Here is a 20,080-nt window from a genome sequence, read left to right on the forward strand (position 1 = left end):
CCGTCGCTGTTCTGTGTTTGAGGGACTAGGCGGGTGCGGCCGCAGTCTGAAGTGAGTCGATGGCGGCCTGCATCTTTCGCGTCACTTCGTCGGCGACGTCACGCAAAGCCGGCTCTCCGGTCACCTCGACCAGTATCTGCGGGTTCATCGCCTCGACGATGACGGAGGTGTCGTCTGCACGGTCGGCTCGGACAACGACGTTGCAGGGCAGCAGCAGGCCGATTTGACGGTCCACATTCACTGCCCGGTGAGCCAATGGTGGGTTGCAGGCGCCCAGAATGAGGTACTCCTCCATGTCCTCGCCCAGCTTCGCCTTGAGCGTCGCCTTCATATCGATCTCGGTCAGGACGCCAAAACCCTGCTCTGTCAGGGCGGCTCGGGTGCGAGCGACAGCGTCGGCGAACGACGTCTGCAGCGCTGTCGACAGTGAGATGGTCATTCCGGTCCTCTCGATGGTCCTGTGGGGCGAACATAGCCAAGGCTGCGCCGCGGACCTCCCGACGCCAAGGGCGGTTGCCGTTCTTTATCGAATCTTCATAGAACGACTAGTCGGGCCATACCGCCGGCGCGAATGCTCGAAGACAGGTCGGGATACCCGCGCGTCAACTGGGCGCGCTGCAGCCGCATCGACCGTGGAACCCGGGAAGGGACTTGTTGTGATGAAGAGGAAGACGCTGGCCGTCGGTGCGGCCACCTTGGCGGCGCTGGTAACCGTTGGTGCGTGTAGTAATACCAGCACTACGCAGGGAGCTTCGTCGTCGTCGTCGGTGTCGGCGCCTTCGTCGACATCGGCCGCCGAAGTCCACAATCAGGCTGATGCCATGTTCACCCAGCACATGATCCCGCATCACCAACAGGCCATCGAGATGAGCGACATGCTATTGGGTAAGCAGGGAATCGACCCGCGAGTGGTGGACCTGGCCAAGCAGATCAAGGCTGCTCAGGCTCCCGAGATCGAACAGATGCAGGCCTGGCTCACGCAGTGGGGCATGTCCACGATGCCGATGATGCCCGGGATGGACGACATGCCGGGTCACAGTGGGATGCCCAGCGCCAGTGCCGCGCCCAGCGAATCCGCTACGCCGACTCATTCGATGATGCCTGGAATGCCGGGCATGCCCGGTATGGGTGATATGCCGGGGATGGAGGGCATGATGTCGGAGGAGGACATGGCCGCCTTGCAAAACGCCCAGGGGGTGGAAGCCTCCAAGTTGTACCTGACGCAGATGGTCAAGCATCACGAGGGTGCAATTACCATGGCGCAGAAAGAGATCAAGGACGGCCAGTTCCCCGAGACGGTCGCGTTGGCGCGCTCGATCGTCACCAGCCAGCAGCAGGAAATCGACACCATGAACAAGATCCTGGCCTCGTTGTAGAAGTCGGGTCATGGCAGCGTTTCGCGCGAGTCATATTGCGCGACAACGCTGTCGAGTTCCATTAGTCGTCACGGCGGTCCGTGCGTGCGGGTAGCTCGATGGTGAAGGTACTGCCCAGGCCTGGTCCGCGGCTGGCCGCAGTGATGCGGCCGCTGTGGGCTTCGGTGAGTGCTTTGGCGATGGCCAACCCGATCCCCGCGCCGCCGTGGCTTCGATCGCGGGCCACATCGGCGCGGTAGAAGCGTTCGAACACGTGCGGGAGGTGCTCGGCAGCGATGCCATCACCATTGTCGCGCACGGTGATGATCACTTCGCCGGGCTTTGCCGTCGCGTCGACCTCGACGCGGCCTCGCGCGGGGGTGTGGCGCAGAGCGTTGTCGAGAAGGTTCCCGATCACCTGTGCGAGGCGCAGAGGGTCTACCCACACCTCGGGCAGCGGGTTCGCGGCGTCGAAGGTCAGCGCGACGTCCTTCTCCGCGTATCGGTCGGCTGCGGCAGACACGGTGGTGACGATCGCGGCCTGGGGGTCGATCCACTGCGGTGTGACCGCGCCGGGACCTTCCTCGGCTTGAGCGAGCGCGGCGAAGTCATCGGAGAAGCGCACCAACCTGCTGGCTTGATCGTTGAGCACGGCAACCGTCTCGGGGTCAAGGGTTTTCACTCCGTCCTCGACGGCCTCGATGTAGGCCTTGAGTACCGAGACGGGTGTCCTAATCTCATGGGCGAGGTCACCGAAGAGTTGGCGCCGGGTGGTCTCGACCGATTCGAGCCGTTCGGACATCCGATTGAACGCGCGGGACAGGTTCGCGAAATCCTCCCCCAAGCGCAGCGGCGACACACGGATGTCATAGCGGCCGTCGGCGACTGCAGTGGCGGCCGATGCGACCTCGGCGATGGAGTGCTGCAGGCGACGGCTGAAATACCAGGTCACAACCAGCGCGGTCAATGCGGCTACGCCGATCGCCACCGCGACTGAGATTGCGGTGGCGTAACGGTAGGCCTCCTCGGCATGGAACTGTTCATTGGATGAGTGAGGAAGTCCGGCGCGGGTCAGGTGTTCCCGAAACAGCGGTGGACCGACGATGACGGCGACGACCCCGGTGGTTGCGCCGCCGGCGAGGAGCACCAAGGCTTGCGCCAGCAGGAGTCTTGCCCCGACTCCAGGACTGTGCCGCGACCTGGGTTGAATGCTCGTGTCTGTCCTCATTGGCCGCTTCCCATTCGGTATCCGACTCCGCGGACCGTGATCACATAGCGCGGGTCGGCGGGGTCATCCGACAATTTGCGGCGCAGATGTCCAATGTGGACGTCGACGAGATGTTCGTTGCCGCCCCAGGAGTCTCCCCAGACGGCCTCGAGGAGTTGGCGGCGGCTGAAGACCACGGCCGGCCGCGACGACAACGCCGCTAGAATGTCGAACTCAGTGCGGGTGAGCAGAACTGGTTCGTCGTCGATGAATACCTGTCGGCCCGCAACGTCGATGGACAACGGCCCGAAGGCCCGCGGCGGGGGTTCGTCGGCCGCGGCCGCAGCACTGGTCGGCGTTGCGACGGTGCGAGGCCGGCGCAACATTGCGCGGATCCGCGCGACCAGTTCGCGGGGACTGAAAGGTTTGGTGACATAGTCATCGGCACCGACCGACAGGCCCACGATGGTGTCCATTTCGGTATCGCGTGCGGTCAGCATTACCACGTAGGCATCGGAGAACGTGCGCAGTTGGCGGCATACCTCCACGCCGTCGATGCCCGGCAACGCGAGATCCAAGATGACCACGTCCGGGTCGATCTCACGGGCCTGGGCCAAGGCGTCGGCTCCGCTGTGGGCGAGGCTGACGTCAAACTGCTCGCGTCTGAGGTAGCTCGCCACGACTTCGGCCAGCGGTACCTCGTCGTCGACCACCAATGCTCGATATCCCGCCGAAGGGGTGGCCGCAGGCTTGTCCATGTCTTCATCGTGCCGCCCCGAAGGGATTCAGGAACCCGCGACCCAGGTCTTGAGTGAATCTTCATAAAACCATCGTCGATTCGCTACTCGGCGGCATGAGTGTGGAATGCGAAGAAGGAGACGACCCGATGACGTGGTGGAACGAAGCCGGCGCCCACTGGGGTTGGGGTGGCTGCCTGCTGGCCATCGTGATGCTTCTTGCGTTTTGGGGAGCTGTGATCGCGGCGCTGGCGGCGCTACTCGGGGCGAACAGGCCGCAGCGTCGGGAGGACATCGAAACTCAGCGCGACGCACAGGTACCCGGCCTCACCATTGATGATTGCGTCGCAACGACGAAACCCCCGCACTGCCGATGAACGGTGGGAGCGTCGGCACGACGATATTGACACGACGCACGTTCCTGGCGGCCACCCTCGCCGCGAGTACCGCCGCCATGGCCGCGTGCGGAAAGCCCACAAGTGTCAACCCGGCTACGGATCCGATCGCGGTCGCTGAAGCCGCGCGGCCCCACACCGGGCGCACCGTCACCGCGGCGTTGACACCTGGGCCGGCGGACATCGACCTGGGCGGACCCGTCGCCCGCACACTGGCGTACAACAACAGCGTTCCCGGACCGTTGATCCGCGCCGACGTCGGCGACGAACTGGCGATCAGCGTCACCAACGGTCTGGACCAGCCGTCTTCGCTGCACTGGCATGGCATCGCGCTGCGCAACGACATGGATGGCGCAACGCCGGCGACCCCGAACATCGACCCGTCATCGAACTTCACCTACCGGTTTTCCGCGCCTCATCCCGGTACCTACTGGGCGCACCCGCACACCGGCCTCGACGCCGACTACGGGCTCTACGCGCCGGTCATCATCGACGATCCGGCCGAGCCGGCACGCTACGACGCCGAGTGGATCGTGGTGCTCGATGACTGGACCGACGGAATCGGTTCCAGCCCGCGGCAGCTCTACGAGGGGCTGCGTCCCGTCTCGGGGGCCGGCGGCCATTCGGGTGGCATGCCCGGTATGCCCGGCATGAGCGGAACACCTGGAATGCCAGGGGTTCCCGGTGTCGGAGGCGTTGGCGCGAGCGCACTTCTCGGGGGCGACGCGGGTGACGTCAGCTATCCGTTCTACCTAGCGAACGGTCGCATTGCGGCGGCACCGACCACTTTCACCGCTCGCCCTGGGCAGCGGATAAGGATGCGGATCATCAACGCCGGGTCCGATACCGCTTTTCGGGTCGCGCTGGCCGGACATCGGATGACTGTCACCCATACCGACGGTTTCCCTGTGGTGCCGACCGAGGTGGACGCGCTGCTGATTGGCATGGGTGAGCGCTATGACGTGTTCATCACCACCGGTGACGGCGTGTTCCCCTTTGTCGCCTCGGCCGAAGGGAAGAACGCGCTCGCGCGAGCCCTACTGTCCACCGGCGCCGGTGCCGCACCCGATCCGACGTTCATGCCACCCGAACTGCAGCGCCGGGTCGGCACCGTCGGCGTGTTCACCGCCGCGCCCGAGGCGGTCTTGGATGTCACCAGGGCCGATGTCGCCCTGTCGGCCCGGCTTTCCGGTTCCATGGCGTCCTACGACTGGACGATCAACGGCAGACCGTTCGAAGACACCGTCCCACTGACTGTGAGGCAAGGCCAGAAGGCGACGTTGACCTTCGCCAATACCACCATGATGTGGCATCCCATGCACCTGCACGGTCACACCTTTCAAGTGATCAAGCCGGACGGGACTCCGGGCCCACGCAAGGACACCGTCATAGTTCTGCCGATGCAGGAGCTGACGGTGGCGCTCGCCGCCGACAACCCGGGCGTCTGGATGATGCACTGCCACAACACCTATCACCAGGAAGCCGGCATGATGACGAGCCTGAACTACTCGCCCTAGCCCGGTGCCGCGCCCTTCGCACGGTCAGCGGCGATGAGGCCCAAAGACCTTGAAGCGCAGTGCTCTTGACTCTTTCGGGACGAGACGCAAACCGTAAGACTGTGGCCAATCGGCCACGGATACATCAAGAGGAGGAACGGTCATGATGTTTTGGTACGACCACGACATGGGTTGGTGGGGATACGCGGGGATGGGCGTCGGGATGGTGCTGTTCTGGGGCTTGATCATCGTCGGTATCGTCGCTCTGATCAGATACACCACGGGCAGCTCACAAGCGCCACGCGGTGACGCGCCCACAGCCGAACAACTGCTAGCGGCGAGATTCGCCAGTGGCGAGATCGACGAAACGCAGTACCGCGAACGATTGGCGATACTGCGCGAGGCTGTGCGTCGATAACTGACGCCAGCGCCAAGCCCGCGGCGGGGGAGTTCCGCGCCGCGGGCGTATTCGCTAAGCGTGAGGTGCCCAGCCCGGGGTTATGGTGCGGTGTGGGCCCTGCGGTACTCGTCGCCCCCTGGCTGCACTGTCGCAACGTGGACGTCTTCCGTCTGCCCAGGGGATGCGCTGCTGGTGAACCGGCGAAGTCGCAGGCTGTTGCTGACCACGAAGACCGAGCTGAAGGCCATTGCGGCGCCGGCGATCAGCGGATTGAGTAGGCCCAGTGCCGCTAAGGGAAGTGCGGCGACGTTGTAGGCGAAGGCCCAGAACAGGTTTCCCTTGATGGTCCTCAGGGTTGACCGGGCCAATCGAATGGCGTCGGCGGCTGCGCGCAGATCACCACGTACCAGTGTCAGGTCGGATGCCTCGATGGCGACGTCGGATCCGGTGCCCATCGCCAGGCCCAGATCGGCCTGTACCAGTGCGGCGGCATCGTTGACGCCGTCGCCGACCATGGCGACGGTTCGCCCCTGCGCTTGCAGGCTTTTGATGGTGTCGACTTTGTCGGCAGGGAGGACTTCGGCGATCACGTCGTCGGGGTCGATGCCGACCTCTGCGGCGACGGCGAGGGCGGCGCGCCGATTGTCGCCGGTCAGCAGAAACGGACGCAGGCCGAGCTTGCGGAACTGGCCGATGGCGTCCGCGGAGGCGCCCTTCACCGTGTCGGCGACGACGATGACGCCGCGCACCACCCCGTCCCAGGCCACCCATACCGGGGTGTGGCCCTGGGACTGAGCGTGTTCGGCGGCGGAGGTGAGGTCGTCGGGGGCTGTCAGCGACCAGTCGTCGGTAAGCCAGCTGAGCCGGCCAACCAGGACCGCATGGCCGGCGACGACGCCGCTGACGCCGTAGCCGTTGTGGTTGGAGAAGTCTTCGACCGCTGGCAGCGTGCCGCCGGCGGCTGCTGAGGCGGCGATCGCTTCCGCGATGGGGTGTTGAGACGCGCTCTCCAAGGCTCCCGCGAACTCGAGGAGCTCATCGGAGTTCTGCCCTGCGCCGGGATGCACCCCCATGAGACTCATGCGGCCGGTGGTGACGGTTCCGGTCTTGTCGAGCACGATGGTGTCGACTCGGCGGGTGGACTCGAGCACCTGCGGTCCCTTGATCAGGATGCCCAGTTGGGCGCCGCGGCCGGTGCCGACCATGAGGGCGGTGGGGGTGGCCAGGCCGAGCGCGCACGGGCAGGCGATGATCAGGACGGCGACTGCCGCGGTGAATGCGACTGTCGCTGAATGGCCGGTGAGCAGCCAGGCCGCCAGCGTTGCGACCGACAGCGCCAGGACGATGGGTACGAAGACCGCCGAGACCCGGTCAGCCAGGCGCTGTACCGATGCCTTGCCGTTCTGGGCGTCTTCGACCAGGCGCGCCATCTGCGCGAGTTGGGTGTCGGCGCCGATTCGGGTGGCGCGGACGAGCAGTCGGCCACCGGCGTTGACGGTGGCACCGGTGACGTGGTCGCCGGGGCGGACCTCGACGGGCACGGATTCCCCGGTGAGCATCGATGCGTCGACTGCCGACGAGCCGTCGGTCACGACCCCGTCGGTGGCGATCTTCTCACCCGGTCGCACCACAAATACGTCTCCGACGCTAAGTTCTGCTGTTGGAATGCGGATTTCGGTACCGTTGCGCACGACGGCGACGTCTTTGGCGCCCATGTCGAGCAGGGCCCGCAGCGCGGCACCGGATCGTGTCTTGGCGCGCGCCTCGAAGTAGCGGCCGGCCAGAATGAACACCGTCACCGCGGCGGCGACTTCGAGGTAGATGTGCTCGGTCTCGGAACCCGCGTCGGGTAGCAGACTGAAGGCCATCCTCATCCCCGGCATGCCGGCGTGTCCGATGAACAGCGCCCACAGTGACCACAGGTACGCGGCGCTGACGCCCAGTGAGATCAGGGTGTCCATCGTGGCGGCGCGGTGGCGGGCGTTGGCCCACGCTGCGCGGTGAAACGGCAGGGCGCCCCACACCACGACGGGAGAGGCCAAGGTCAGCGCGAACCATTGCCAGTTGGTGAATTGCAGCGCGGGGATCATCGACATCGCGATCACGGGCACGGTCAGCACCAGGGAGATCAGCAATCGGCTCCGCAAGGAGTCGGCTTCGCCCGCGTCCGGGCCGGAATCGGTCGGGGCCGCGTCATTCGCCGCCGCGGGGGCGGTTGCGGTGTAGCCGGTCGCTTCCACCGCGGCGATCAACACTGCCGGATCGACGGAGTTGGGGTAGTCCACCTTGGCCTTTTCGGTGGCGTAGTTGACGCTGGCCGCGACCCCATCGATCTTGTTCAGTTTCTTTTCGATCCGGGCTGCACATGATGCACAGGTCATCCCGCCGATCGACAACTCGATGCTGTGGGGTTGATCGACACCGACGGTGTGATTCGGCAGGCTCATGCTCTGTCCTTTGGTTCGGGGTTCGCGCAGGGTGAGTGCTAGCGAGGTTGATCGGTGGATAGGCGGTAGTCGCCGGCCTCGTCGAGTGCGGTGGTGATCTGCTCGGTGGTCAGTGGTGGGTCGCTGGAAACCGTCACTGTGGATATGCCGCCGGCAACCAGATTGACATGAACGTCGGTGACACCGGTGAGTGCGCCGAGTTCTGCGCTCACCGCGGCGATGCAGTGGCTGCAGGTCATGCCGGTCACGGCGTAGGACTTGGTGGTTGTGGTCGTGCTCATGGCGTTCTCCTTGACCGATGCTGGTGGGTGTGTGTCCGAGGACCTCGGTGCGCAGCACCTGCAGCCCGAGGAGGTGGGGGGAATCAGGGGCAGGGTGGCGGTGAGCTGTCGGGTCATTTCTGGCCACTTTCGCTTGCGGGATGGGCGGTTTCGGATGTGTGCTCAGGAACGGACGAGACGCGCGATTGCTGCCGAGGCTTCATCGATCTTCTGCTCGGCGATGTCGCCGCCCTGGTGGACTGCGTCACGGACGCAATGGGAAAGATGTTCGTCGAGAAGCGACAACGCCACCGACTCCAACGCTTTGGTTGCCGCCGATATCTGGGTGAGCACGTCAATGCAGTAGGCGTCCTCGTCGACCATGCGTGCAAGGCCGCGGACCTGCCCCTCAATTCTGCGCAGTCGCTTGAGATGTGCGTCCTTCGAGGCTGCATACCCGGGTGTCGCCGTATCCATGACTCCTCCTCCGTAATACCCCATAGGGGTATACAAAGCAATATACCCCTATGGGGTATCAATCTGTCAAGGGGCCAACGTCACCAGAAGTGCGACGGATACCTCAGCTGCATGACCGGGCTCGCCCGCGTGGGCGACGAGGGTGTGCAATTCAGCGTGCCGATTGGCCCTCCCGCGTGCGGCGCATCAGCCCGCCGCATGATCATCAAGCCGACCCGCCCCGTTGCTCATGGGTTCCCGCGCGGGTCGATTACTTTGGCCGCACCTGATTCCATGTGATTCCTGAGCTGCCAGATGTTGGAGCCGACCATGTAGGTGTTAATCGCAGGATCTGGTGTGATCTTCAGGAAGCAGATTCGCGTTTCGCCGCGGCGGTAAGACTCTTCGTAAGCCTTGAGGATTCGGCGGCCGATCCAGAACTGGCGGAAGGCATCCCGCCCTTCGTCGTCAGTCCAGTCGAGGATCTTCGCGTGTCCGCTCAACTGGAGGGTTGCTGGTGGGAGGAACCACAGGAGCCGCCTCGGCAGCGGAACCACGAGCGAGACCCGCGGATGCCGCGCGACATTGCGCGCCTTCTTCAGGTGCCGGCGGGTCATTACGAAGATGGAGATGGCACCGCCGAGCTCAGACACGCGGTAGTTGACTCCCGCTGAGCACGGTTTGCCCTCTTCGTCGGTCGTCGAAAGTACCGCAAACGTTTGCTTCCGTAGATGGCCGAGAACGACCTCGAACGTGACAGGGTGATTCTTCACCTTGACGTCCGGTGGCTCGGTGACCGACGCAGGGCGGGGAGTCGTTGGAAAGAGCCCGTGGCGTGGACACCGGGGTGCATGCGCGGACGGGGTACCTGCCAGGCCCACTCCCGGAAGGTCACGACAGCACCGCCACCAGCGTCGCCACGATCCAGAGTGCCGCCGCAGCGGAGAGCAGCCACCGAAATGTCGAGTGCAGCGCGAAATTCACCAACGCCATGACCCCAATCGACGATGCGCCGGCGACCGCCAGTACCGCCACTGCCGACGACTCGGCATTACGAACGTCGGTGGCTGCCAGGTAGATGGTGAGTGTCCCGGTAGCCACTGCGTATCCGCCAAGGACGATGAACACCAGACGCAGCCACTCACGCAGGCTCGGTAGGGCAGCATCGATCTCGCCCGTGGTGCGGCGTAGATAGCGCAAGTCCTCGGGCAGCAGTGCAGGCCGGGCCAACACAAAGAACCCCCCAATCCCGACGAGGATCGCGCCACCGACTCCGAACAGCCATGCCGCGGCGATCATCAGGTCAGCTTCCCGCCGCGGGTGAGGACAACTGAGGCCACGATCAATAGCCCACCCAGCCAGACGAACCCAGTTAGTAATGGCCAGGTTTCGTCGAAACGTGAGGTGAGACTGGTATCGAATAGCAACCGGGTCACGCCGTACCCGGGAAGAAACTGGGCCCACTCCTGAGGTACAGGGCGGAGCATCGGACTTTGGATGATTCCCAGATCGAGAAAAGGGATCAAAAATGCGACGAACACCCCCGCGACCTTGCCCAGCAGTGGCCCGATGACTACACCGATCAGGGCGTAGATTGCGGCGATCAGCAGGTTGGCAGCAATGTAGCCCGGCCACTGCCTGGCGTCGAAGACGGTCGCGGTAACCCCCATGGTGGCCGCCGTGATGACGATGGCGGCTACGGCGACCACGCCCAATCGGGCAGCCAGCACCACGCCAGTGCGGTAGCCGGCCAGCCGCAGGCGTCGGTCCCCGCCGGCAGCATCGACCACTACGAACATCCCAACCAGTGCAGCCAGCGCACCGATGCCGATCGGGGCCATCGCTCCGGCGTGTACCTCGGGAAACCAGAACGACTGGTTTGAAACGGCGCCGTTCTCGGTGACCGACACCATTAGAGATCGCCCCGGCGTGGTCACCTTCGCCAGCAGCACGAACGCCGCCGGCACAATAACTAGCAGCACCAACAGCGCGCCGTTTCGCCGCAGATCGACCAGACCGAACCTCAGCGCAGTCGGTAACTGGCCGGCCGTGCGCTGACGCCGTCGCGCGGTGCGAGAACCCGCCGTTACCAACGCGCCGGCCACAGCAAGAGCGCCGAGCATCCAAACCGAGGCGAGGCCGAGATCGCCGAGCCGTCCAGCGTGGTGCGAGGGCGTGTCGACAGTCCACAACGTGACGAAGTGAGTGGGAAACCAGCGAGTGAACACGTAATCGCCGCCGCTGCCGGCAGGCCCGACGAACACGTCGATCATCCAGATCAACAAGATGATCACCGCACCGTTGACCGGATTGGCAACCGCTATCCCTACTAGCGCACCGATCGCCAGGTAGATGACCGAGAACATCAGCGTACCGACGATCACCCGGACCGGATGGTCGATACCGACACGCACGGCCAACGCGGCGAGCGCCACTCCCGAGACGAGTCCCGCCATGAGCAGACCGGTGCCCGCCCGGGCAGCGAGCAACCGCGCCGCTGGTAAGCCGACCAGTTGCAACCGCTTGTCCGCGCGTCGCGCCGAGTGGATCTGGAAGTACATTGCGAGCCCCGACAGGAAGCCAGCTGCCCAGCCGGCGGTCGCCGTTTGGGTTGCGATGCCGGGTCGTCCCCGTAACAGTTCCATCGCGTCGGCGATCGAACCGGCCGCGACCAGCACGAACACGAGCGGCACCAGGACCAGCATGATCAGGTTCACCGGGTTGCGAACATAGTCGGCGATGAAGCTGCGGGTCAGCAGCAGCGTCGGCCGCCACTGCTCATGGGCTGCGGTCGTCACTGGGGACCCCCTGCCCTCCGTACTGTCCCTCGCATAGCCGCCCGTCACACAGCTTGACGATGCGATCGAAGCGGTGCTCGTCAGCGACGAAGTGGCTAATAATCAGCACCGACCGTCCGTCGTCGCGACGACGGGCCACCAGATCCCAGAACTTCAGATAGGTGTCCCAATCGAAGCCGGCATAGGGCTCATCCAGCAGCAGCACTTGCGGGTCGGCCAGCATCGCCAATGTCAGGTTGAGCTTGGCCAGCGTGCCGCCCGACAACCGATCCGCCCGTGTGCCGGCGTATCGTTCAAATCCCAACGCCTCGTAAAGATCTCGGCGCGCGCGCCGTTCGGCCTCATGCGCCATACGGTAGGCGCGCGCGAACAGCTCAAGGTGCTCATCACAGGTCAGGCGTTCATACACCACCGGCTGCTGCGGGCAATAGCCCAGCACGCCGGAGCGGACCACCGTGCCCGCGTCTGGGGCAAGCTCGCCAACCAAGATCTTCATGATCGTTGACTTGCCTGAGCCGTTCTCCCCAACAAGACCGACCACTTCGCCAGGCTGCAGCGTCAGATCGACGCCGCGCAGCACCTGCTGGTGGTGCGAGATCGGCCAGGTGCCGCGGCGAAACGACTTCTCGATACCGCCGGCCGTTAACACCGCGGCGGCGGCCTCGACCACCGGCAGCTTCGTTATGTCGTCGGTCCCAGTGGTGTGATTCATGACCGACCTCCTCCGTGGGAGCCGTCGGTGCTGGGCGGTGGCGAGGCGCCGGTGGGCAGGGGCGGCGGTGTCGGGCGATGCCAGGCGGTGCGGCTGTCACCGGAGTGAGCGGTTTCCGGCACGGTTTGGGGACGAGATCGCAAGTGCGGCAGGAATGCCGGAGTGCGTGCCGTGTACGCGTTCCATGCGGGGCCGAATTGGTCCGCCGCGTCGCGTTCTTCGCTGCGCGCCAGCCGCGCGTAGACGTAAACCAGCACTGGGAACATCATCAGTGTGGGAATCGTCGGCCACTGCAGCAAGAAGCCGAGCATGACTAGTAGGAAGCCGTCGTATTGCGGGTGACGTACCCAGGCATACGGGCCGGTTGTGGCGAGTCGATCGGCTTGGGCGGCCGCATGCAAGTGTCGCCAGGCGACCGCGATCAGCCAGAAACCGCCACCGATCGCCGCGTAGCTGGCCAGATGAAAGGGGCTCAGGTGCGGGTCGCCGGTCCAGCCGATGAGGTCGTTCCACAGGTGCCCGCCGGCGTGGGTGTCACGTAGGAGCGGGAAGCGCGATCCCAGCCAGCCGCCGAGCAGGTACACGGTCAACGGGACGCCGTACATCTCGGTGAACAACGCCACCAAGAACGCGGTGTAGCCGCCCATCGCCCGCCAATCTCGATGCGTTCTCGGACGAAAGAAGCTCAGCCCAAAAGCCATGAACAACAACGTGTTCACGATCACCAGCGGCCATAATCCGTAGGCTGCATCTGCCATCGTCAAGACCTTCTGATCGGTGATGGACGTGGAGGTTTATGACCGTCCCGCAGAGTCGCGATGCTCCGGCGTATCGGACCGGTCATGCTTAGTGTCGTTACCGTGCCCGCCGCCCATTCCGCCCATCATGAACATCATCATCAATGGGCATGCCAGCGCAAAGAGCAGCAGCGCCGACGTCGACAGCGGAACGCCGATGGCCAGCGCAGTTACGAAAGCGGCGGCCAAGGCCAAGGCGTACCAGGGTAGGTACTGTGTTTTCATCTCGAGGTCCTTCCGTTCGGGCCGCCCTCAAGCATGCGCTTCTACCCTGGCGATGCCCATGGAACTACGTACGTGATACGTAGGACGAAAGTCCCTGTCTGATTCGCCCAGAGGCCCTATGGCGGACCCGCCAACGCGATCGTTCTCGTCGGCGTCGGCGTCGGCGTCGGCGTCGGTGCTGGCATCGGCGGTAGGCGTCGCATCCGGTCTACGGCACGGTCATCACGAGCCGGCCGGTGTGAAACCCGATCACCACAGTCGGACGATCGGACACGCGGACGATCACGGTCGTGCGGCGCCACCCGCTACGTAGCCGGTCGTCGAGTCAACCGGCACGCCAGCGACACCGGCGCCTGTCGAGGCTCTTTCGCCTGAGTCGCTTCACCACGAAGCGGGCGTTGATCACATATACGATCAGTAGTGAGTCAACCGCGGCCCGGTGGACTGGTACGTCGAGAACTTCGTCAGGTGTACGTGATGGGGGCAAAATGGCGCCTTGCTGACTGTCGCACCACCTACTGGGAGTGCCTTCGTTAGATCTGCCAGTCTTGGGCGCCGTCGTTTTGGTTGTAGGTGCCGACGGAGTTCTTGACGACCACGGGGTCTCCACTGCCGAAGTTGTCATAGAACCATTGAGCGTTGGCCGGACTGAGGTTTGGACACCCGTGGCTGACATTGCGCTTGCCTTGATCAGCGACTGACCAGGGCGCACCGTGAACGAAGATGCCGGCGTTGTTGATCCGCACCGCGTCTTGAACTTTTAGCTTGTAACCTTCGGCCGCGTCGACCGGCACACCATAGGTGGAGGAGTCCATCACCATGTCGGCGAACTTCTCGAGCACGTAGTAGGTGCCGTTGGGTGTTTCGTATCCCGGCTTTCCCAAAGACACCGGCATGGTCTTCTCGAGTGAGCCGTTGCGCATGACCTCCATTTGGAGGGTGGCGTTGTCGATGGTCGCCACCAACGAGTCGCCGGTGCGGAAGCTCGATTTCGTGCCGCTGGCATCGATGTTCACCGTTGTGTTGGGGGGCCAGAAGTCGATGGGCCGCCATCTGAGTTGGGTCGCGCTCATCCAGTAGAACTTCCCGGGGACCGCGGGGGTGGAGGAGATGTGAACGGCTTGCTCGGCCAGCGCGCGGTCGGCGATCGGCCGTTGGAAGTTGATAATGATCGGCTTGGCCACCCCGACCATCGCGCCGTTGACGGGATTGAACGTCGGCGGCGCGAACACCGGTTCGCCCTCGTAGGGTGCAGGGTTCTGCCCAGGCGGTGTGGGCCCGGCCGGGGGCGCCGGCCGTGAAAGATCACTTAGCGGACCCTGGATCGAACCGGGGGGGAGGACGAACGGTTCTGGCGGGGATCCCGGCATTGCCATCGGATCGATCGGCGCCGGCGGTCCGGGAAGGGGCGGCTCCGCCGCGGCGGAGCCGGTGCTCAGCATTAGTGCGCCGGCGAGGCCAGTCGCGGCCGACATCAGTCCCAGCTTACGCACTCGCCGCCGCTCCATAACCGGTCTCCTCGCCTAGATTCTTCCGCCGTGCAACCCAAGAAGCACGACGAGTACTTCCAAATCTACTACCTACGTACGTTGGCAGTAGGTCGACCGATTTCGCTTACCGTGCGGTGCGGCAGTGGCTCCGTGTGGACAACCGCCACGTACGTCCGTAACCTAATCGTGATCTACGTATCGAGACCGTACTTGGTTCCTGGGCAACTAAAGGACATCCGACGTCGTGATCCTTGAACCGATCCGGCGGATCTCCCGTTCGCTGGTGCGGTCGCTTGTCGGCGCGGTCGCTGTTGCGCGCGGATCGCGACCGGTCACTTTGGTTGACCAAAACGGTCGTTATCGGCGTTAAATCGAGCGTGGAAACTGGCGCTAATTATGGCGTGATGTGGTAGATTGGCGGTATGGTGAACATCAGGCCGAACCGGATGCGCTCAATCACGGACGCACGCAACGCATTCAGCACCCTCGTCGGTGATGCGGAGAACGGACTCACCACCCACATCATTAAGGGCTCGACCGTGGTAGCTCACCTGGTGCCGGCCACTGCGCCCGTCCTTGACGACCCCAACCTGCGGCTAGCGATGATCGCGGCGCTCACCGCCAGCGAGGCTGCTGCGGCAGGCGCAAACGAATGGCGTGAGGCCCGCCTCTGGCATGCCGGCGATACCGTCGGACGCCTGTTGGCCTGGACGTGGCGCGCCGACTCGGACCTGTGCATGAGGGCCTTCGCGTCGTTTCATGATCACCTGCAACGCGTCGTCGGCGCGACCCTCAGCCTGAGTGCCATTTGGCCGGGCATTGAAGTGGCGCTAGGTGTGGCCCTCGACGAGGGCGAGACTGCTGCCCTGTTCCGATACCTGGACCAGCACTACGACGACTATTACCTCGGGCCGTACCGCAGCGCCGGGACCGTGTAGCCCGCATAGCAACCTAGAACCGTCACATGACGAAATGCGTTAATTTACAGAGCGATTGCCTGACACCGGAGGTATAAAAACATGACCCATGCATCGCCAAACGACGGCGAAAAGCCACTTGGAAGGGGCTGCGGAACAGCTCGATCCGTACCGCTGTCGTGCCAGATGCGACGTAGGGCGGCATCACACTGCACCAGGGCGTCACACTGGCGCACAGATGATTCGTCACCGTGACGAATCAAGGCACCGCCTGCGCGTATCGAACGTATGATCGAATGATGGCAGGCGGGTTGCGGTGGACTCGACGGGGGTGGGTCGAACCGGGACCGCCGCCGACGTGCCTGAACGGCCATCCGCTCGGCCCGGGTCGGGTGCTGGTCGGTAGCCAGGCGTGCGCGTGCGGCGTCATGCACCGCGTCTTTCATTGCCGCGCTTGCGACTCGACCACTTACCGGCCACCTCGGCACGACCGGTGCTTTGACATCAACTGCGACGGGCGGCGCGCACCCACATTTGATGAAGACGGCACATGATGTGTGCGATTCTGGCAACTGCATAAGACGAAAAACACTGCAGCGCAACGGAATTAAGCCAATAACGGCCGTTATGGTCAACTAAAGTGACCGGTCGCGATCCGCGCAGCCCTGTCTCTCTGCGAACCAAAAAGGCGCGTCATGTGTCTGTAGCACGTCTCGGCGGAGCCCCCAGGGATCGAGCGCCTACGAACGGAAGCTTGGGCGTCCGTGTGCGACGAGGCAACGACGGTGTGCGTCACCACGGAGGTCCAGCCAGCGGCGCGTGATTCGTCACGGTGACAAAAGCGCGCTGAATCTGCAGACTTCGCAGTGCATCTCGCTGTCTTCATGGATAATAGTCATTATCCATGAAAAATGGTTCGCGATCGTGACCTGGATCGAGCGGACCTACCACCGATGCTGCCGGCAACGTGCCCTCGGCAGGCTCACCCGGAGTCGAACTACTCCACACACCAGTCGCAACCGCGGCCCGAAATTCGCACACCGCGAGTCAACTGAACTCGGGGCAGTCTGGGGCCCGACGGGTCGCTGATTGAGGCCTTCCCCTACGACCTCTAAGTTATGAGCCGGTCAGTCGCCGTCTCAAGCGGTCAACCGTGTCCTGAATACCCAGGTCAGGTCACTTAGTGCGTCTCCAGCGTCATTCTCGTTAGGCCTCGTCTCGCGCTTTACACCCTGTTTCGTTCACAAATCCGTTCACACCTGAAGCTGAAGCTCGCGGCTCAGTTGCCGACTTCCCTGAGCTTGTATATGCCATCCACTTCCCGCATCGGGTCTGGCTGCGTGCGCTCGCGGCGAGGGTTCCTTCACCCTCCGTTGTGATGCCTACGCCGCGAGTCCCAGCTCGACGGCGTTGGTGAAGGCGTCATCGATGAGCACCACGGTGCGGTTCCGCGCATCCAGGATCGACGCCGCGATGGACGCCCGGTAACCGGATCCGCAGTGCACCCACACTTCACCGGCGGGGACCTCTTCGGCGCGGGCCAGCAGTTCGTGCAGCGGGATGTTCACCGCCCCCGGCACGTGGCTCTCGGCGTATTCGCTGTCCTGCCGAACGTCGAGGACGGTGGTGGCGTCGGAGGGAATGCCGGACGACAGCTGCGTGAAGTCGGTCACCCGGTAGGTGCGCAGGGCGCTGCCGGCGCTCATGTCGTCGATGGCGCCGGTCGCGGCGCCGCGCACCTCGTCGACGCCGATGCGGACCAATTCGCGTCGTGCCTCGACAATCTGCTTCGGGTCGTCCGCGATCAGGGTCAGCGGGGCACCCCACTGGTACAGCCAGCCCAGATAAGTGACGAATGAGCCCGAGAGTTCGAAGCCGAGGGTGCCGGCCAGATGCCCTGCGGCGAAGGCTGTTCGGCTGCGGAGGTCAACGACCCATTCGCCGGTGTCGATGCGCCGGCGCAGTTCGTCGGGGTCGACGGTCGCGGGCATGGTCAGGTCCACCGGGGCCGGCCCCGCTGCGTTGATCACTCCCATGTGTGCGTAGTACGCCGGGTATGCCGATAGCGCCGCGAGGAGGTTCTCGACGTATGCCTCCTCATCGGAGGTGAGTGCCGGGTTGGTGTGGCGCTGCTCGCCGATGGTGGACGTGTCACCGCTGGCCGGCGTTGCCGAGCAGAAGCTCCCGAATCCGTGCGTCGGATACACCTCGGTGTCGTCCGGCAGTTCGCCGGCCAGTCGACGCACCGAGTGAAACTGGGCGTGGGTGAGCGTTTCGGTGTCGTCGGCCCCGATGAGGTCGGTGCGCCCGGTGGTGCCGTGAAGCATCGACCCGCCGGTGAAGACTGCGGTCTGGGTGTCGTGGCGCAACACATAGCTGACGTGATGGTGGGTGTGGCCGGGGGTGTGCAGCACCTCAAAGCGCATCGGCCCAGCCTCGATGACGTAGCCGTCGCGGGCGGGGAGCCGATCGTAGGCGACGTCGTCGCCGGCAGGCACCACGTATTCCGCGTCAACGAGGCGCGACAGTTCGAGGCCACCCGTGACGTAGTCGTTGTGGATGTGGGTCTCGAGCACGTGGGTGATCGTGGCGTCCCGTTCGGCGGCGAGCGCCAGCACGCGGTCGATGTCGCGCTGCGGGTCGACGACCACGGCGACACCGCCATCGTCGATCAGGTAGCTACGGTCGCCCAGACTGGAGGTGTCGATGATGGAGATACGCATGGAAAATTGCCTCTCTCTTGATGATTCGCGCGTCAGCGCAGGATGAGTGTGTCGATCAGGACGTACGCCGCGACTACGAACACGAGGTAGGCGAACCAGTGTTGGAGTCTGGAGGTGTCCAGCCGTGTGCCGATCTGGCCGGCGATCAGCGATGCCACGACGGCGGTGCCCGCGAACAGCGCGGTCATGCCCCAGTCGATCGTTCCTTGACTCACATAGGTCAGCGCCCCGGCCGCGGAGTTGGCGACGATGACCAGAAGCGACGTGCCGATGGCGATGGGCATCTGTACGCCGAGCAGTAGTACCAAAGCGGGAACGATGAGGAAACCGCCGCCGACGCCGAACAAGCCGGTGAGCACGCCGACCACGATCCCCGCCGGGATGGATCGGGGCGCACATCGACGCCAGTTGATGTCGGAATCGCCGACTTCGCAGGCTGTTCCGGTGTCGGCAGCGTCCATCAGCATACGGATTCCGGCGATCACCATCACGGCGGCGAAGCCGACGAGAATGACCGATTGCGGCAGGTGCCGTCCGATCGCACTACCGATGAACGTGGCGGGGATGCCTACTGCGGTGAACACTCCGGCGAGCCGCCATTGGACTTGGCCCACCCGCACCTTGGGTAACGCTCCGACGGCTGCGGCGGCCGCAATGACGATGAGCGACATGGGAATTGCCTGCTCCACTGGCACGGCTAGCACGAAGACCAACGCGGGTACGGCCATGATGGAGCCACCGCCGCCGAGCAGGCCGAGGAATACGCCAATGACGGCGCCCAGGGTCAGCGTGACGGTTACTGCCATGATCAGTCGGTCAGCGCCTTGATGGCCGCGCGCAGTCTGGCGGCTGCGTCGTCGGCTACCTGGGCGAGGCCCGGCTGGTCTGCCACCTGCACCATGGTCTGCGGATCCATCGCATCGACGATCACCAACCCGTCAGTGGAAGGATCGGCGCGGACCACGACGTTGCACGGCAGCAACAGTCCGATCTGACGGTCCACGCCGATGGCACGGTGAGCCAGGGCCGGGTTGCACGCCCCGAGGATGAGGTAGTCCTCCATGTCCTCGTCGAGCTTGGCCTTGAGCGTCGCCTTGACGTCGATCTCGGTGAGCACACCAAACCCTTGGTCAGACAATGCCTTTCGGGTTCGCGCCACGGCATCGTCGAATGATGTGCGTAGTGTCGTGGAGATGGCCAGTGTCATGGTTATTCCCTTCGTCAGGCCAGTGCGAGGAAGAGCTTCTCCAGCTCAGCCTCGGTCATTGGCGCCTGGTCGTCTGGGGTTTCGCCGGTCAGGCACTGCCGCAAACCGGTGGCAACGATCTTGAAACCCGCCTTATCGAGCGCTTTGGAGACCGCCGCCAACTGGGTGACGACCTCCTTGCAATCGCGCCCCTGCTCAATCATCGAGATGACGCCACCGAGCTGGCCGTGCGCGCGGCGCAACCTGTTCAACACCAGCGCGATGCTGTCTTCGTCGCCGACCACGACGCCTCCTTCTATACCGGTGGGGGTATTTTTTCACATGCCCGACGATACCCCCCTGGGTATCTCCTGTCGAGTCTGCTGATGTCACGCGGCCACGTCCGATCCGGCGAGTCTCAAGACGTCGGGTCGTCGCTGCCGTGTCGCGGCTTCGGCGTCGTGGACAGCAGCACGGCG

Annotated in this window: 22 protein-coding genes; 5 read left to right on the forward strand and 17 right to left on the reverse strand. The window is 64.3% G+C overall.

All coding sequences use genetic code 11. The features are described from left to right. Positions 1-25: 25 nt before the first annotated feature. Positions 26-439, reverse strand: coding sequence for a DUF302 domain-containing protein (locus tag ACXYX3_RS27940; RefSeq protein ID WP_241204937.1), 414 nt, complete (start codon positions 437-439; stop codon positions 26-28). A 220-nt stretch (positions 440-659) separates the two neighbouring features. Between ACXYX3_RS27940 and ACXYX3_RS27945 the strand changes: the two genes are divergently transcribed. Continuing rightward, a complete protein-coding gene (locus tag ACXYX3_RS27945) occupies positions 660-1,376 on the forward strand; it encodes a DUF305 domain-containing protein (protein ID WP_241204938.1) in 717 nt (238 codons plus the stop codon). 61 nt (positions 1,377-1,437) lie between these two features. Here the strand turns inward: ACXYX3_RS27945 and ACXYX3_RS27950 are convergent, their stop codons facing one another. Continuing rightward, positions 1,438-2,583, reverse strand: a complete 1,146-nt coding sequence (locus tag ACXYX3_RS27950) for a sensor histidine kinase (RefSeq protein ID WP_241204939.1) — start codon at positions 2,581-2,583, stop codon at positions 1,438-1,440. After that, positions 2,580-3,320: a response regulator transcription factor gene (locus ACXYX3_RS27955; RefSeq protein ID WP_048419030.1), complete on the reverse strand. Its 741-nt coding sequence runs from the start codon at positions 3,318-3,320 to the stop codon at positions 2,580-2,582. The genes ACXYX3_RS27950 and ACXYX3_RS27955 overlap by 4 nt, the downstream gene beginning before the upstream one ends. 128 nt (positions 3,321-3,448) lie before the next feature. Between ACXYX3_RS27955 and ACXYX3_RS27960 the strand changes: the two genes are divergently transcribed. From ACXYX3_RS27960 to ACXYX3_RS27970, 3 genes are all read left to right on the forward strand, one after another. After that, positions 3,449-3,676 (forward strand): hypothetical protein, encoded by a 228-nt coding sequence (locus ACXYX3_RS27960; protein ID WP_222884839.1) that lies wholly within the window; start codon positions 3,449-3,451, stop codon positions 3,674-3,676. Next, entirely contained in the window at positions 3,673-5,211 is a 1,539-nt protein-coding gene (locus tag ACXYX3_RS27965; protein ID WP_222884838.1) for a multicopper oxidase family protein, read from the forward strand. The genes ACXYX3_RS27960 and ACXYX3_RS27965 overlap by 4 nt, the downstream gene beginning before the upstream one ends. A 142-nt stretch (positions 5,212-5,353) precedes the next feature. Further along, a complete protein-coding gene (locus ACXYX3_RS27970) occupies positions 5,354-5,608 on the forward strand; it encodes an SHOCT domain-containing protein (RefSeq protein ID WP_011767898.1) in 255 nt (84 codons plus the stop codon). A gap of 80 nt (positions 5,609-5,688) precedes the next feature. Here the strand turns inward: ACXYX3_RS27970 and ACXYX3_RS27975 are convergent, their stop codons facing one another. The 10 genes from ACXYX3_RS27975 to ACXYX3_RS28020 all read right to left on the reverse strand — a co-directional run bounded on the left by ACXYX3_RS27975 (position 5,689) and on the right by ACXYX3_RS28020 (position 14,760). Then, the gene (locus ACXYX3_RS27975; RefSeq protein ID WP_222882795.1) at positions 5,689-8,037 is read right to left on the reverse strand and encodes a heavy metal translocating P-type ATPase; all 2,349 of its coding nucleotides are present in this window, start codon (positions 8,035-8,037) and stop codon (positions 5,689-5,691) included. A 38-nt stretch (positions 8,038-8,075) separates the two neighbouring features. Then, the gene (locus ACXYX3_RS27980; RefSeq protein ID WP_048419033.1) at positions 8,076-8,318 is read right to left on the reverse strand and encodes a heavy-metal-associated domain-containing protein; all 243 of its coding nucleotides are present in this window, start codon (positions 8,316-8,318) and stop codon (positions 8,076-8,078) included. Positions 8,319-8,480: 162 nt separating this feature from the next. After that, entirely contained in the window at positions 8,481-8,774 is a 294-nt protein-coding gene (locus ACXYX3_RS27985; RefSeq protein WP_048419108.1) for a metal-sensitive transcriptional regulator, read from the reverse strand. Between the two features lie 227 nt (positions 8,775-9,001). Then, entirely contained in the window at positions 9,002-9,526 is a 525-nt protein-coding gene (locus ACXYX3_RS27990; RefSeq protein ID WP_222882794.1) for a pyridoxamine 5'-phosphate oxidase family protein, read from the reverse strand. A 118-nt stretch (positions 9,527-9,644) separates the two neighbouring features. Beyond that, positions 9,645-10,052 (reverse strand): hypothetical protein, encoded by a 408-nt coding sequence (locus ACXYX3_RS27995; RefSeq protein ID WP_222882793.1) that lies wholly within the window; start codon positions 10,050-10,052, stop codon positions 9,645-9,647. Beyond that, positions 10,052-11,551, reverse strand: coding sequence for an ABC transporter permease (locus ACXYX3_RS28000; RefSeq protein ID WP_222882792.1), 1,500 nt, complete (start codon positions 11,549-11,551; stop codon positions 10,052-10,054). The genes ACXYX3_RS27995 and ACXYX3_RS28000 overlap by 1 nt, the downstream gene beginning before the upstream one ends. Next, entirely contained in the window at positions 11,532-12,263 is a 732-nt protein-coding gene (locus ACXYX3_RS28005) for an ABC transporter ATP-binding protein (RefSeq protein WP_222882791.1), read from the reverse strand. Before ACXYX3_RS28005 ends, ACXYX3_RS28000 begins: the two co-directional genes overlap by 20 nt. After that, positions 12,260-13,021, reverse strand: coding sequence for a methyltransferase family protein (locus tag ACXYX3_RS28010; protein WP_137149494.1), 762 nt, complete (start codon positions 13,019-13,021; stop codon positions 12,260-12,262). Before ACXYX3_RS28010 ends, ACXYX3_RS28005 begins: the two co-directional genes overlap by 4 nt. A gap of 36 nt (positions 13,022-13,057) precedes the next feature. After that, entirely contained in the window at positions 13,058-13,285 is a 228-nt protein-coding gene (locus tag ACXYX3_RS28015; protein WP_011780846.1) for a DUF2933 domain-containing protein, read from the reverse strand. A 533-nt stretch (positions 13,286-13,818) separates the two neighbouring features. Beyond that, positions 13,819-14,760, reverse strand: coding sequence for a L,D-transpeptidase (locus ACXYX3_RS28020; RefSeq protein WP_048419110.1), 942 nt, complete (start codon positions 14,758-14,760; stop codon positions 13,819-13,821). Between the two features lie 437 nt (positions 14,761-15,197). On the opposite strand from ACXYX3_RS28020, the gene ACXYX3_RS28025 reads away from it, so the two are divergent. Beyond that, on the forward strand, positions 15,198-15,713 hold the full coding sequence (locus ACXYX3_RS28025; RefSeq protein ID WP_241204940.1) for a hypothetical protein: 516 nt from the start codon (positions 15,198-15,200) through the stop codon (positions 15,711-15,713). 1,361 nt (positions 15,714-17,074) lie between these two features. On the opposite strand, the gene ACXYX3_RS28030 is transcribed toward ACXYX3_RS28025, so the two are convergent. From ACXYX3_RS28030 to ACXYX3_RS28045, 4 genes are read right to left on the reverse strand one after another with little or no spacing between them, the layout of a single operon-like run. Next, positions 17,075-18,415, reverse strand: coding sequence for an MBL fold metallo-hydrolase (locus tag ACXYX3_RS28030; RefSeq protein ID WP_241204941.1), 1,341 nt, complete (start codon positions 18,413-18,415; stop codon positions 17,075-17,077). A gap of 32 nt (positions 18,416-18,447) precedes the next feature. After that, a complete protein-coding gene (locus ACXYX3_RS28035; RefSeq protein WP_043415990.1) occupies positions 18,448-19,221 on the reverse strand; it encodes a sulfite exporter TauE/SafE family protein in 774 nt (257 codons plus the stop codon). Between the two features lie 2 nt (positions 19,222-19,223). Beyond that, on the reverse strand, positions 19,224-19,622 hold the full coding sequence (locus ACXYX3_RS28040) for a DUF302 domain-containing protein (RefSeq protein ID WP_043415991.1): 399 nt from the start codon (positions 19,620-19,622) through the stop codon (positions 19,224-19,226). A gap of 14 nt (positions 19,623-19,636) precedes the next feature. After that, the gene (locus tag ACXYX3_RS28045; protein ID WP_043415993.1) at positions 19,637-19,906 is read right to left on the reverse strand and encodes a metal-sensitive transcriptional regulator; all 270 of its coding nucleotides are present in this window, start codon (positions 19,904-19,906) and stop codon (positions 19,637-19,639) included. Between the last annotated feature and the right edge of the window lie 174 nt (positions 19,907-20,080).

Source organism: Mycobacterium sp. Panama NTM2, assembly GCF_054355555.1.

Bases quoted from the DNA above. Each gene is read 5' to 3' on its own strand.
- ACXYX3_RS27940 (WP_241204937.1), bottom strand. From the start codon at position 439: ATGACCATCTCACTGTCGACAGCGCTGCAGACGTCGTTCGCCGACGCT.
- ACXYX3_RS27945 (WP_241204938.1), top strand. From the start codon at position 660: ATGAAGAGGAAGACGCTGGCCGTCGGTGCGGCCACCTTGGCGGCGCTG.
- ACXYX3_RS27950 (WP_241204939.1), bottom strand. From the start codon at position 2,583: ATGAGGACAGACACGAGCATTCAACCCAGGTCGCGGCACAGTCCTGGA.
- ACXYX3_RS27955 (WP_048419030.1), bottom strand. From the start codon at position 3,320: ATGGACAAGCCTGCGGCCACCCCTTCGGCGGGATATCGAGCATTGGTG.
- ACXYX3_RS27960 (WP_222884839.1), top strand. From the start codon at position 3,449: ATGACGTGGTGGAACGAAGCCGGCGCCCACTGGGGTTGGGGTGGCTGC.
- ACXYX3_RS27965 (WP_222884838.1), top strand. From the start codon at position 3,673: ATGAACGGTGGGAGCGTCGGCACGACGATATTGACACGACGCACGTTC.
- ACXYX3_RS27970 (WP_011767898.1), top strand. From the start codon at position 5,354: ATGATGTTTTGGTACGACCACGACATGGGTTGGTGGGGATACGCGGGG.
- ACXYX3_RS27975 (WP_222882795.1), bottom strand. From the start codon at position 8,037: ATGAGCCTGCCGAATCACACCGTCGGTGTCGATCAACCCCACAGCATC.
- ACXYX3_RS27980 (WP_048419033.1), bottom strand. From the start codon at position 8,318: ATGAGCACGACCACAACCACCAAGTCCTACGCCGTGACCGGCATGACC.
- ACXYX3_RS27985 (WP_048419108.1), bottom strand. From the start codon at position 8,774: ATGGATACGGCGACACCCGGGTATGCAGCCTCGAAGGACGCACATCTC.
- ACXYX3_RS27995 (WP_222882793.1), bottom strand. From the start codon at position 10,052: ATGATCGCCGCGGCATGGCTGTTCGGAGTCGGTGGCGCGATCCTCGTC.
- ACXYX3_RS28005 (WP_222882791.1), bottom strand. From the start codon at position 12,263: ATGAATCACACCACTGGGACCGACGACATAACGAAGCTGCCGGTGGTC.
- ACXYX3_RS28010 (WP_137149494.1), bottom strand. From the start codon at position 13,021: ATGGCAGATGCAGCCTACGGATTATGGCCGCTGGTGATCGTGAACACG.
- ACXYX3_RS28015 (WP_011780846.1), bottom strand. From the start codon at position 13,285: ATGAAAACACAGTACCTACCCTGGTACGCCTTGGCCTTGGCCGCCGCT.
- ACXYX3_RS28020 (WP_048419110.1), bottom strand. From the start codon at position 14,760: ATGTCGGCCGCGACTGGCCTCGCCGGCGCACTAATGCTGAGCACCGGC.
- ACXYX3_RS28025 (WP_241204940.1), top strand. From the start codon at position 15,198: ATGGTGAACATCAGGCCGAACCGGATGCGCTCAATCACGGACGCACGC.
- ACXYX3_RS28030 (WP_241204941.1), bottom strand. From the start codon at position 18,415: ATGCGTATCTCCATCATCGACACCTCCAGTCTGGGCGACCGTAGCTAC.
- ACXYX3_RS28035 (WP_043415990.1), bottom strand. From the start codon at position 19,221: ATGGCAGTAACCGTCACGCTGACCCTGGGCGCCGTCATTGGCGTATTC.
- ACXYX3_RS28040 (WP_043415991.1), bottom strand. From the start codon at position 19,622: ATGACACTGGCCATCTCCACGACACTACGCACATCATTCGACGATGCC.